At 60.6% G+C, this 12445-nt stretch carries 10 protein-coding genes and 1 pseudogene; 5 read left to right on the forward strand and 6 right to left on the reverse strand.

Translation table 11 applies throughout. The features are described 5' to 3' along the window. Nucleotides 1-115: 115 nt before the first annotated feature. The gene (locus B0G76_RS22055) at nucleotides 116-1579 is read right to left on the reverse strand and encodes a metallophosphoesterase (protein ID WP_120296665.1); all 1464 of its coding nucleotides are present in this window, start codon (nucleotides 1577-1579) and stop codon (nucleotides 116-118) included. Nucleotides 1580-1935: 356 nt separating this feature from the next. Between B0G76_RS22055 and B0G76_RS22060 the strand changes: the two genes are divergently transcribed. Continuing rightward, nucleotides 1936-2907 (forward strand): hypothetical protein, encoded by a 972-nt coding sequence (locus tag B0G76_RS22060; protein WP_120296667.1) that lies wholly within the window; start codon nucleotides 1936-1938, stop codon nucleotides 2905-2907. Next, entirely contained in the window at nucleotides 2904-3299 is a 396-nt protein-coding gene (locus B0G76_RS22065) for a hypothetical protein (protein WP_120294430.1), read from the forward strand. The genes B0G76_RS22060 and B0G76_RS22065 overlap by 4 nt, the downstream gene beginning before the upstream one ends. Nucleotides 3300-3416: 117 nt before the next feature. Here the strand turns inward: B0G76_RS22065 and B0G76_RS22070 are convergent, their stop codons facing one another. The 3 genes from B0G76_RS22070 to B0G76_RS22080 all read right to left on the reverse strand — a co-directional run bounded on the left by B0G76_RS22070 (nucleotide 3417) and on the right by B0G76_RS22080 (nucleotide 7383). Further along, entirely contained in the window at nucleotides 3417-3809 is a 393-nt protein-coding gene (locus B0G76_RS22070; protein ID WP_259460671.1) for a 2-oxoglutarate dehydrogenase, read from the reverse strand. A 61-nt stretch (nucleotides 3810-3870) separates the two neighbouring features. Next, nucleotides 3871-5712, reverse strand: a complete 1842-nt coding sequence (locus B0G76_RS22075; RefSeq protein WP_120294432.1) for a S10 family serine carboxypeptidase-like protein — start codon at nucleotides 5710-5712, stop codon at nucleotides 3871-3873. Nucleotides 5713-6165: 453 nt separating this feature from the next. Continuing rightward, nucleotides 6166-7383, reverse strand: a complete 1218-nt coding sequence (locus tag B0G76_RS22080) for a sensor histidine kinase (RefSeq protein ID WP_120294433.1) — start codon at nucleotides 7381-7383, stop codon at nucleotides 6166-6168. 445 nt (nucleotides 7384-7828) lie between these two features. Between B0G76_RS22080 and B0G76_RS22085 the strand changes: the two genes are divergently transcribed. After that, entirely contained in the window at nucleotides 7829-8989 is a 1161-nt protein-coding gene (locus tag B0G76_RS22085; protein WP_120296669.1) for a porin, read from the forward strand. 75 nt (nucleotides 8990-9064) lie between these two features. Here B0G76_RS22085 and B0G76_RS22090 read toward each other — a convergent pair. Then, nucleotides 9065-9957: pseudogene (locus B0G76_RS22090) on the reverse strand (LysR family transcriptional regulator). A 106-nt stretch (nucleotides 9958-10063) separates the two neighbouring features. Here B0G76_RS22090 and B0G76_RS22095 point away from each other — a divergent pair. Further along, entirely contained in the window at nucleotides 10064-10933 is an 870-nt protein-coding gene (locus B0G76_RS22095; RefSeq protein ID WP_120294434.1) for an aldo/keto reductase family oxidoreductase, read from the forward strand. Nucleotides 10934-10976: 43 nt separating this feature from the next. Here the strand turns inward: B0G76_RS22095 and B0G76_RS22100 are convergent, their stop codons facing one another. Beyond that, nucleotides 10977-11894, reverse strand: a complete 918-nt coding sequence (locus B0G76_RS22100) for a LysR family transcriptional regulator (RefSeq protein WP_120294435.1) — start codon at nucleotides 11892-11894, stop codon at nucleotides 10977-10979. A 153-nt stretch (nucleotides 11895-12047) separates the two neighbouring features. On the opposite strand from B0G76_RS22100, the gene B0G76_RS22105 reads away from it, so the two are divergent. Then, complete coding sequence (locus B0G76_RS22105; protein WP_120294436.1) at nucleotides 12048-12440, forward strand: carboxymuconolactone decarboxylase family protein; 393 nt, start codon at nucleotides 12048-12050, stop codon at nucleotides 12438-12440. Nucleotides 12441-12445 lie beyond the last annotated feature (5 nt).

Raw genomic sequence — 12445 nt, forward strand, 5'->3', positions numbered from 1 at the left:
TCGTGAAAACGCAGGTTTACGGGAAAGCGCAGGCGGAACGCCTCGAGCCGCGCCTCAATGCGAGGTGCCCGGATGAAGCGCGCCGGCGCCGGGCGCACGGCGCGACGTCTCGCTGCTAGCTGCGCACCAAAGCACGCACCGCCCGCGCTGCCAGCGGATGCCCCATATCCGGTGCAACGAAATGAGCTACCTTGCGCTCGGCAAGGTTGATCGTGACGTAGTCGTTCGGCGCCTTTGTGTTGAGACCGTCAGACGCCGAGTGATACTCGATACGTAACTGCGCCGCGGTGACGACGATGCGCAGATAGCCATAATTGGTGTCGTCGTAGTTTTCCAGCACGACCTGATCGGCGGTGGCCGAGGCTGCCTGGATGATTTGCGGCGCGCGGATGGTGGGCGCCCCCTTTGCGGCGAGCTTGATCAAACCGTGCCCGCCGTTGCCGCACACGAGGTAGGGAATCTGCGTGCCGTCCGCATTTCGTGTGCGCGTGAAGCGCTGATAGTTGTGAGCATGACCGGAAAGAAACGCGTGCGGCCACACGCCGTTCGCTTCGCAGACCTTGTCGATCTGCGCCAGCATATCGACGCTCGATCCGTGTCCGCCCGCGGAGTAGGGTGGATGATGATCCGCGATCAGCAGTGCGCCGTTGAACTGCTCGGCTTTGATGCGCTTGAGCGCGGCGTCGAGAAAATCAAGCTGAGTACTGCCGATCTTGGGGTCTGAAATCACCCCGGGATCTTCGAGCGTATTGCTGTAAATCGCCAGCACGCGCACGAACGGCGCCTCGAATGTGAAGAACACGCCGGGCTGAATTTGCGCGGTGCGCGACAATCCGCCGGCTTCAGGCGCTACGACGAAGGTCTCCGCACAAAAATTTCGCAGGAACGCAGCGAGACTCGTGGCATGCGCTTCCGGCGAAACCATGCCGTCGTGATTGCCGGCGCAGGCGAGGATCGGCGCCGGATAGTCGCGATAGGGTTCGTAAAACTGATCGTAATAGTACTGGCTCTCGCCAAAGCTATAGACCACGTCGCCGAGCAACAACGCGAACTGCGGCACCTCGCTGGTGTCGGCTTCGTTGAAGTCGGCGGTCAATTTGTCGGCTACTTCGTTTTGGGTCGCCGGGCCTTTCGTACTGCCGCAATCTCCTAGCGCGTGAAAGACCAGTTGTCCGGAGGAGGTGATTTTGTTGATGGCGGCTGCGTTGCCGCCCATGACCTCGGCGAGGGTGAGCCGGGGCTCCACGCCGCCTCTCGGTGCGGGAAACGGCAACGGAAACAGTTTGTGCTCCGCATTGAGCTTGTCGATTTCCTTATAGGCCGCGTCGTCCGATGGATGGGGCACGCGGAACACCGTTGGGTCCGCGGTCGGCTGAGGCTGCGCGAATACGGGCGTGTCCAGTATCCGCGGACTGAACGCCGCGGCGGCCGTGCCTGCCGGCTGGTTCGCGGCGGTGGCGAGCGCCGCTGTTTTTTTGCCGGATGCCGCGGCCTTGGCGGCCGGCTTTCGTTTGCCTTCTGCTTTCGCCGTGCTTTCTTTCGTCCCGGCTTTGGGTTTCGACTCGCGTTTTGTCGACATGAGCGCCTCTTGAAGGAAGATAAAGCGGGTTGACAGGTAAGCGGCTTGCGCCGTCGCATTCATCGAACCCTACGACATGCGCTTTGCGGAAAAGTGTCACGGCGGTGTCGAACCTGGCCCTCTGTCGCGCGTTTGAGCCCGCTCGCGGCACGGGTGGAGCGCGGCCCGCAACAAGTTATGTCGCCCTATGTCACGGCGCGTTCGAATTGCCCGCAAAGCCTTGTCCAGCGGGCCTCTGTCGCGGTGAAACAGGGCGACATATCTTCGCTGCTGATTAAATCCAGGTGCCCTTCTATAGTCCGTTTGTCGCCACGCCGCAGTGCGCAAAAGTGGCCCGAAATCAAGAAGGACATACCGTGAAAAACTGTTCGTTCGTCGTCCGAGCCACCGCCTCTGCCCCTGCCTCCGTGACGACCGTCGTATCTGTACGCAGCGCGCTTCGCAAGCTCGCGCTGACCGCAACCGTCGCCGTCCTTGCGCTCGGCAGCGCGTCGGCTTTCGCCTGGTCGCAACATGGCACCGCCTACACGTCACGCGGCACCTACAACGGCGCGCGTTACGGCTCGTGTGGCGGTGGCAGTTGTTCGCATGCCGGCGGCGTGGCCGGCCCCTACGGTGGTGTGGCGACCAACACCGGCACGGTGACCCGCAACGCCCCCGGCCAGTTCTCGAATTCGGGCACCGCGACGGGACGCTACGGCAACCAGGTCCAGCATTCGGGCGACACCAATTGCGCGGGCGGCACCTGTTCGCATACCGGCAACCTCACCGGACCGGACGGCAAAACAGCCACGACCTCCGGCGACGTGACTAAAACCGCGCCTGGCCAGTATTCGTCGTCCGGGTCGATCACGGGCTCGAACGGCAACACGGTCAACCATTCGGCCTCGACCAACTGCGCGGGTTCTTCGTGTTCACGTTCGGGCACGGTGACGGGGTCCGATGGTGGCACCGTCAACCACTCCGGTACGGCCACGCGAGTTGCGCCGGGCGTCGTGACGACGTCGACGAGCGCGACGGGAACGTACGGCCACACGGTGACGACTAGCGGGACGGTCACGACCACCGGTGTGGTCACGACCGGCGGCACGACGGTTGTGGTTGCACCGAAGCCGGTTGTGGTTGCTGCGCCGCCTCCGACGGTTGTCGTACCGCCGCCGGTTGTGTATGTGCCGCCGCCTCCGGTTGTCTACGTTCCGCCGCCGCCCCCGCCGCCTGCCGTGTATGTTGCACCGCGTGTCGTGTATGTGGCACCTGTGCCGCGCCCTGTCGTGTGGGTACCGGGTCACTGGGTGGGCAATATCTGGGTGCCGGCGCACTGGTCATGAGTGACGACCTGCGAGTGAGAACCGGCGATGAGGCCGGGCACCGCGGTCCGCCGTGGATGAGCGGGCAGGCAAGCGCGCAGGTGGTCCGGTCGGGTTTCAACGCGGTACGCACACGCACGTTATGCAAGGTCGGTGCGTTGGCGGCGATGATCGTTGCGGCCGGTGTCGTGATTGCGATGGGTGAGGGCGTCATCAACACTGACACGCCTACCGTGCAGCGAGCGATTGAACCCCAACAGGACTGTTCGGCGAAATACACCGCGTTGCTCGACCTCGCCGAATTGGCGAGACGTGACGGCAAATCATCCGAGGTCGTGGTGCGAGGCCTGAGCGACCGCGGCGGCGCGTTAAGTGAATGTTTGCCGGTCGGCAGGAGCGCCGGGGCGAAGTAGAAGCGCGAATGGCCGCTCCGGCCATTCGCGCTTGTCAAAGGCGGCCCTGCAAGAAAGACACGCCCTGACTAGTGACCAACACGACAAAACATCACCAACATGACCAATGACCGGCCGCTAGCGGCCCTGCTGCTGAAGGTACTGCCTGACGTCGCTCATGGTCACACTTCCCTTATGGCTCGTATCGATCTGATCGAAGTGCTTGGCGACATAGCCGAGCCCCGCGGTCTGAGCCTGAGTTTTCGTGACTGCCGCGCCATTGCTAAGGGCCGTATTCGCCCCCAGCCGCGCTTCAAGCCGCTGCTGGGCTTCCTGCTGCAGGGCAGTGCCGGTAGAAGGCGCGACGGGAGCCGCACGGTTTTGAGGGAAGAACGGACCGTCGACGCCTCTGGCCCCGGTTGGCGGCGTGGCCGGCGCAACCGCTTGCGGCGGTAACGCATGCGCGCTGCCAATCAGGCAACCGAGGACGATCAACGGGGAAACACGCCGCAACATATCGAAAAGAGACATGATGACTCGCATTGTTTGAGTGAATAGAGTATCGCGAACGAGGTACGTCGCGTCAGTTCAGTCAGGGCGCCGTGGCTTGCGTCGTGGCAGCAGCGGTAGCGGTCGGCTGACTGGCGGGGCTCTCGTCGCGCCATGGCGCCGGCAGCGTCCAGAGCGCGAGCGCATCCGGAAGCGGCGTGCCGCGATAGAAGCGCACCAGATCCCGTTTCATCAGCGGACGGGCAACGTCATCCAGATAGATCATATGTCCCCCCTGGAAGAAGTTGACCTGCAAGTCCGGATTCAGACCCGGTACCGTTTGCAGCCGTGCCAGTTGTTTCTCCGTATTGAAAAACGGTGTGGCCAGATCATGAAAGCCGTTTTCCGAGAGTACCTTGAGTTGCGGGTTGAGCGTCAGCGCACCCAGCAGATCCGGGATCGTGTCGGGCAGGGGCTGTCCGTCATGCGAGAAATCCCACACCTGGATGATGTTGTCGTTCAGCGGCAAATAGGTCGCGTTCGGCGCTGTATATCCCAGGTAGTCAGGCATCTGCGTCGCCAGCGCCGTGGTGAACGGCTGGGAGATCAGGATGTCGGACGGGTCTCCATCGTTTTGCAGCCGCGGATCCGAATTCGGCAATGACACGCGTCCGTCGTAGCGGCCGATCGTCGTGCCGGGCAGGAGGCTCGTCGAGAACGGGTTGGCGCCGAAGTAGCCCTGCAGCGCCTGCAAGGTCAGACTGGATGGCAGGGTCCACGACTGAAGCGTTTGGGCGTTGGGAAACACCGGCGTGCCCAAAGCGTCAGGTATGCCTAGCTGACTGAGCACCCACGATTGCGAATACCGCCTGAACCGGTTGTACTCCGCAGTGACGAACAGGCCCGCCTGGTATGCGTACAGATCCTGATTGAGCGGGGCCGGCGACACCTGGTTGTAGTAAGCCGCAACCATGGCGTAGCCCGGGAAATAGCCGGCCAACGTATCCGTATCCAATGCCAGCGCGCTCGTCGAGTTGGTAATGGCGACGGCTTCGATCGCATCCGCGAAATAGTTCAGGATTGCAGATTGAAGAACGATGCCGGTCAGATGCACGCCGGCCGATTCGAGCGCCAACGCGAGCATATCGGTGCGCGGCGTGCCGTACGACTCGCCATAGAGATAGATCGGCGAAGTGCTGCGATTGTTGACCGTCAGATAGCGCTGGATGAAGTCGCGCATGATGTTGACGTCTGCGTCGGTCGTCCAGTACCTCTGGTTCGTATTCGGCAGAATCGCCTCTGAAAGACCGGTTCCGGGTGGATCGATGAAGACCATATCCGTGGTGTCGATCAGGCTTTCCTTATTGTCGACGAGCGGGTAATTCGGCCAGTTCCCGAACACCGGATCGGGCGTGGCGACCCGCGTCGGCGCGAACGAGCCGAGCCGCAGCCAGATGGAGGAGGAGCCCGGCCCGCCGTTATAGACGAACGTAACAGGTCGCGGCGAGCCGTTCGTGCTCGGCACGGTGTACGCGACGTAGGACATCGTGGCTTCGGGGTTGCCGCTCGAATCGGCGGCGGTCAGGTGGCCGGTCGTCGTGGTGTAGTTGACCGGTGTTCTGCCTTGCGTCCACTGGTAATGCATGACCGCGGCATTCTCGGTGACTTGACGGGGGGCGAGTCCGTCCGTGGCATTGCCTGAGTAGGCGACCAGGTCGATATAGGTTTGATTGCCTGTTGGTGTTTGCGATTGTGCAGCTTGTTGTGCGGTGAGTTGCTGATTCGCTGCAGTCTGCTGCATGCTCACAGCCGTGCCTGAGGAAGAACCGTTATCCCCTCCGCCGCAACCGCCGAGAAGCAGGATTGCGACCGCTAAGGTTCCCATGCCCGGCAGCCTGCTATGGCGATAGTGGCTATGGCCGGTAAGACGCTCGTCTCGTTTCATCTCTATCCTTGGTGGTGGGTTCAGATACCTTTTCACAAAGGCCGCTCTCGCCGATCAAGATGTATCGGAGTTCGAAATATTAATGGTGCATCGTCGGCGAATGGCGGTTGAGACCAACCTGCTTCAAAGCGCATAGAACTGCATCTCTATGCAATATGCGTAGAATAACTAAATATCTGGATTGGATATTCTGGTTCTTTCGGGATACGCATTCCTTAATCGGATATCCGTATATTGGCAGCAGATGAAAAATAGGTGACGCCGACAGCGTTTGTCAAGGACGTGTCGAATTTCCGTAATTGCAACTTCGGAAAGCCGCGATTGAATTCGCGTGTGAGCCGATCAGCCGGGGCTGGGGCCCGTATGAGTTAATCGGTTATTTATTACGAAATAAAATGTCTTTGTTTGTTGATCGTAATAAATAAATTGTACTGGGCGTGCACCGGCGGACGCTTACTCGAATTCAGCCAGCGCCAGCGGAAAGCGGATTTCGAACGTGGTCCCAACGCCTTCGTGCGACGAAAAATCGACGTGCCCGTCCAATACGCGGCACAGCTCCTTGACGATCGCGAGGCCGAGGCCCGTGCCGGGAATATCTTCACCCGCGGCGCGTTCGAATTCGTCGAATACCCGGTCGGCATCCGCAGGTGCAATGCCTACGCCGGTATCCGTCACGCGAATCGACCAATGCTCCGGGCCTGCCGTTGCGAAGGCAAATTCGATCTCGCCGGACTTCGTGTACTTCGTCGCGTTGGAGAGCAGATTGACGGCAATCTGCTTAAGCTTCAGACGATTTGACGTAGCAGCGGATAGCGCCGGATCGAACTCAGTGCGCAACGTCAGTCCTTTAGCCTCGATTGCCGGGCGCGAGGCGGCAACGAGTTCATCGTAAAGCTCATGCAGCTCGACCTGTTCGCGTGCCAGTGGGGTGTCGTCGCCGAGCACGACGGAATACTCGACCATCTGGTCGACGAGTTGTTTCATGTCCGAGGCCTGCCGGTTGGCGAGCGTCAGCGCCATATCGGCCTTTGAAGGCGCGCGTCCGATCAACTGAAGCGCCATCGAAAACGCATTCAGAAAATTGCGCAGATCGTGGACCACGCTGCGGGTGATCTGCATGCGCGACTCGTAAAGATCGCCAACCAGCCGCTGCTTGAGTGTCAGTTCGTGATTGGCGCGTTCGAGCCTGCCGGTGTACTCGTCGATCTTGCGGTCCCGTTCGCTGACCACCTGCCTGATCGACGTGAGCGTCACCATGCTGAGTGTTTCGGCCACCAGGCGCCGTGCCCGGCCTTCGTGGCGTCGCGTGAACGTGTTGTCCTGGTCGGCGAATTCTTCAAGCGCATCGGCGAGCACCCGATGAAACAGATCAAGCTCGCGCACGAGTTCCTCGATCCGGTAGCCCTGACGCCAGCGGATCATGCCGTGTTTTCGTGCATTGCGTTCGATCGCCGGTTCGAGGCGTTCGAGATCTTCGACGTCGAGTGCGAGGCAGAGTCCTTCGAGAATTTCCGGCAGATGATCGGCGAGCTGCTGATAGGTGAGCTTGTCCGCTTCGACGAGATCGACGTCGCCGAACACAGCCTTCATCCATCGTTCGGTCAGGCGGGTCTGCTGCTCGCGAACAAAATCGGCAAATTTGCGCAGTGGGCTAAGGTGTGTATCGGTCATATTGGGTGCTTCTGGTCAGGTTTCTACGCCGGTTTCTACCCCATTATCACCGCAATTTCAGAGCCCGACGATGCGTGTGGCGTCACAGTGAGATCGTCAGCGCGTGTTTTTTTGGCACCACGCTAATTTATTTTTGACGCGTTATTTATTTTCGACGTCATATGATCGCACTGTTCATTTTCAGCGGCACTTGCAGGACACGCCTGCGTGACTTGATTGCAACCCATGCTGCAGTCAGTACGCGCCATTGGCCTGTCATTGAAACGCACTACACGCAGTAATCAGCTAGCGAATTCGAACGTTTCCGCAATTCGCGCGGCACCGGCGTATGAATGCGTTGCCCGTTTATCCGTCAGTCGCGTTGGTGATCACTGCGCTCGCCTGCGGGTATCGAATGCACACAATCGATCACATCCATCACCGCCCAATCACGGAGCCAACAGGTATGAAAAAATCTTTATTCGTGGTCGCGCTTGCCGGCGCCTTTGCTATCTCGGCGCATGCGCAAAGCAGCGTGACGCTCTACGGCCTTATCGATGCGGGATTGATCTACACGAACAATCAGGGCGGACATAGCAACTGGCAGGAAGTAACCAGTTCGACGCAAAACACGGTCTTCGGCCTCAAGGGCTCGGAAGATCTCGGTGGCGGCTTGCATGCGGTCTTCAAACTGGAGCAGGGCTTCCTTCTGAATAACGGCGCCCAGGCTTTCTCCGGCGACGGTTTCGGTTCTCAGGCGTGGGTCGGTTTGCAAAGCGATCCGTACGGCACCTTGACGTTCGGCCGCCAGTTTGACGTGATGAACGACCTTGTCGGACCGCTCACGGCGGAGTTCAATACGTGGGGCGGCAACATGGCCGCGCATCCGTTCGAAAACGACAATCTTGCCGGCAATTCGGTTGTTGTGAACAACACGGTCAAATACACGAGCCCGACGTACCGCGGCGTCACGTTCGAAGCGATGTATGCCTTCAGCAACACGGCGGGCAGCTTCGCGAACAACCGCTCATATGGCTTTGGCGTTTCCTATTCGGAAGGGCCTGTCAATCTTGCCGCCGGATACCTGCAATTCAACAACGCAGGCAGCGCGGGCGGTGCCGTTACCACGGGCGATACCAGTGCGAACTTTCTCGCACAACGCCAGCGCATCTGGTCGCTGGGGGGTAACTATACGTTTGGCCCGGCTACCGTCGGCCTGGTCTGGAGCCATACGCAACTCGACAATGCGTCGGGCGTCTTCTCCTTCGGAACCGGCACTTACCTCGGTGCGGGCGACTCTTCCGCCGGAAGCCTGAGTGGGTCGCTGCGCCTCGACAACTACGAAGCAAACGTCAAGTATGCGCTGACCCCTGCGTTGACCCTATCGGGTGCGTATACGTACACGCATGGCGCTTATAACGGTTCGTCGCCGGGATGGAATACGGGGATGCTCCAGGCCGATTATTCGATCAGCAAGCGCACCGACTTCTACCTTGAAGGTGTATATCAGAACGTGCATGGCGCACCTGCGGATTCCGTGCTCTCGCATGCCATGATCAACACGCTTTCGCCTTCGTCGTCGAACTCGCAAGTGGCGGTTACCGTGGGGATGCGTCACGCGTTCTGATCGAACTCGCGTGACGTGACTTGCAATGACGGATGCCTGCGCCTTGGCAAGCATCCGTCGACACCGACTGCGTGCTTAACCGCCAGTCTTCAGGAAATCCACAAATACGCGCAACGGTGCCGGCAAATGACGGCGGCCCGGGTAGTAAAGAAAGGGCCCCGGAAAGCGCTGCCACCACGGCTCCAGGATCGGCTCAAGCGTGCCGCTATCCAGATGCGGGCGCAGCATGTCCTCGAACAGGTGAATCACGCCCACACCCGCGACTGCTGTGCTGACTGCGAGGTCGATTGCAGCACCGGGCCTCACGAGGAGCGGTCCCGACGGATTCAGCTGGACCACCTCGCCGTCACGCTCGAAATACCAGGTCGGCGTAGCGCCGCCGGCAAATTGACCACGCAGGCACGCATGAGAAAGCAGGTCGCGCGGATGCTCGGGGCGGCCATGCATGTCGAGATATTCCGGCGCCGCAGCCGTAGCAAAACGCTGCGCACGCGGACCGATCGGCATCGCGATCATGTCCTGCTCGAGCCGCTCGTCGTAGCGAATGCCGGCGTCGCAGCCGATCGACAGCACGTCGACGAAGCCATCCTCCACACCACCTCCACGCGTATGTCGGGATAGGCCTTCAGGAACCGCGGGATGATGGTCGGCAACACGATGCGCGCGGCGCTCGACGGCACGTTGAGTTTGAGCGTGCCGCTCGGTTTGTCCCTGAACCTGTTCAGGACATCCAGCGCGGCTTCCATCTCGCTGAACAACGGCGTCAGCTTTTCGATCAGGCGCAGTCCGGCTTCGGTCGGGGCCACGCTGCGTGTGGTCCGGTTGAGCAGGCGCAACCCGAGCTTCGACTCGAGACGACGCACAGCAATGCTTAGACTGGAGGCGGAGACCCCGCTGATGCGCGCGGCGTCGCGAAAGCCGCCAGCGCGAGCGACCGAAACGAAGGCGGCAAGATCGTTGAATTCCATGGCCGTTGTTCAAAATGTTTAACACCCCGTGCAATTTAGGCCCGATTATCGAACAACGCAATCCCCGTCATACTGCCGCTCAACCCCTCACATCAAGGAGAGCGCTATGTCGAACTTCACCCCCGTCGACACATTTCCGCTGGCTGGCCACCCCGTGCGACGCATGGGCTATGGCGCCATGCAACTGGCCGGACCCGGCGTATTCGGGCCGCCGAAAGATCGTGACGCAGCGATCGCCCTACTGCGCGAAGCGGTGGCGTCGGGTGTCAATCACATCGATACGAGCGATTTCTACGGGCCGCACATGACCAACCAGCTGATTCGCGAAGCACTGCATCCTTACGCAGATGACCTCGTGATCGTCACCAAGGTTGGCGCGGTCCGTGGCAACGACGGTTCATGGCTGCCGGCGGGCGAGCCGGAAGATATCGAGCGCGGCGTTCACGACAACCTTCGCAATCTCGGGGTCGACGCGCTCGACGTCGTCAACATGCGGATCATGGGCCGCGTGCACGCTCCTGCCGAAGGGTCGATTGAAAAGCAGGTCGTGGCGCTTGCCGAACTTCAACAGCGCGGGCTGGTTCGTCATATCGGTTTGAGCAATGTGACCGCGGCCCAGATCGCCGAGGCACAGGGCATCGCACAGATCGTCTGCGTGCAGAATCAGTACAACCTGGTTCATCGGGAAGACGATGCGCTGGTCGATACACTGGCAGAGAAGGGGATCGCGTATGTCCCGTTCTTCCCGCTGGGCGGATTCACGCCGATCCAGTCGTCAGCGCTCTCCACGGTCGCGCAAACGATCGGCGCGACGCCGATGCAGGTAGCGCTCGCCTGGCTCCTGTATCGCGCGCCTAACATTCTGCTGATTCCGGGCACGTCGTCGCTTGGGCATCTGCGTGAAAACATGCAGGCCGCACACTTGAGCCTGAGCGACGAGGTGCGCGCTGAACTGGATGCGATCGGCGCGGCGTGATCTTGCGTAGGGAATTGCGCACGGCACTCGTGTCGGCTCGATGCTATCGATGTATTCGCGCTACCGGGCTAGCCCGGTAGCGCAGCGCATCGACCAGCACAGCCAGCGCTCGCGAAGACTGACGGCGGCTCGGGTAATAAAGGTGGTAGCCCGGAAAGATCGGGCTCCAGTCCTTGAGAACCTGCTTGAGCTGCCCGTCGGCGATATACGGTCGCGCCAGATCTTCCGGAACATAGGCCAGTCCGCAACCGGCTAGCGCGGCATTGAGCATCTGGTTTGTTCCGTTGAACACGAGCTGGCCTTCCACGCGCACTTTCAGTTCGTGACCAGACTTTTCGAACTCCCAGGCATAGAGGCCTCCGTGGGTCGGTAGCCTAAGATTGATGCAGTTGTGATCGGTCAGGTTCTGCGGCGTTCTGGGCCGCGGACGTTTGGCGAAGTAGGAGGGCGCGCCGACGACCGCCATGCGCATGTCAGGCGCAATGCGTACCGCGATCATGTCTTTCGCCACCTGATCGCCGAGACGTACGCCAACGTCATATTGCTGCGCGACGATATCGGTCAAGCCAAGATCGACGATGACCTCGACCTTGATGTCCGGATACTCGGACAGAAGTTGTGTCAGCTTTGGTTGAAGGATCGAGTTCGCCGCGTGTTCGTCGGTCGTTATGCGGATGGTGCCGGCAGGCTTATCCCGAAGCTCGCTCAATGCCGCGATTTCTTCGTCGATCTCATCGAACCGCGGGCCCACGGTAGCAAGCAGTCGCTCGCCGGCCGGCGTAGGCGCGACGCTTCGCGTTGTCCGGGTCAGCAGACGGATATCGAGCCTCGATTCCAGCCCACGAATGGTGTGGCTCAGCGCCGACTGCGATACGCCCAGTTTTGCCGCGGCTTTGGTAAAGCTGCGCTCGCGCGCGACCGCGAGGAATGCAAGCAGATCGTTCAGGTTTTCGCGTGCCATTCATGAATTCCGCTCATAGGTGTTTGCCGATTCTACCGTCTAGTCACCTGCCTGCGCAGCCGGTAAATTGAGCGTCGTAGGCGATTTAGCTGGCATGGGCGCGCGGCGTTCGTCCGGCGGATCGTGATCTGGATTTGAGTCGGAGATAACTTCATGGCGATTGAACCCACCGAACCCACCGAACCCACCGCTGCACGCAAGGCTTTTGGCGATATCGCACCCGCACTCGCGGACTACACCGACAAGGTGCTGTTCGGCGACGTGTGGGCGCGCCCTGGGCTCTCGCCGCGCGACCGTAGTCTGATTACTGTCGCAAGCCTCGTCGCCCTTTACCGCAGCAATGAACTTCCGTTTCATATCGGCAAGGCACTCGATAACGGGGTATCGCGTGACGAATTGATCGAGTTGATCACTCACCTTGCTTTTTACTCCGGCTGGCCGACGGCCAGCACGGCGCTGCCGATCGCGAGGCGAGTTTTCGAAAGCCGCGACGCCTCACCGGCCGGCTTGAATCCTCCAACAATTTCTATCTCAGGCGTGGCCTGAGCGGA

Origin of the sequence: Paraburkholderia sp. BL23I1N1, from assembly GCF_003610295.1 — a bacterium.
In the GTDB taxonomy this organism is placed as follows: Bacteria; Pseudomonadota; Gammaproteobacteria; order Burkholderiales; family Burkholderiaceae; genus Paraburkholderia.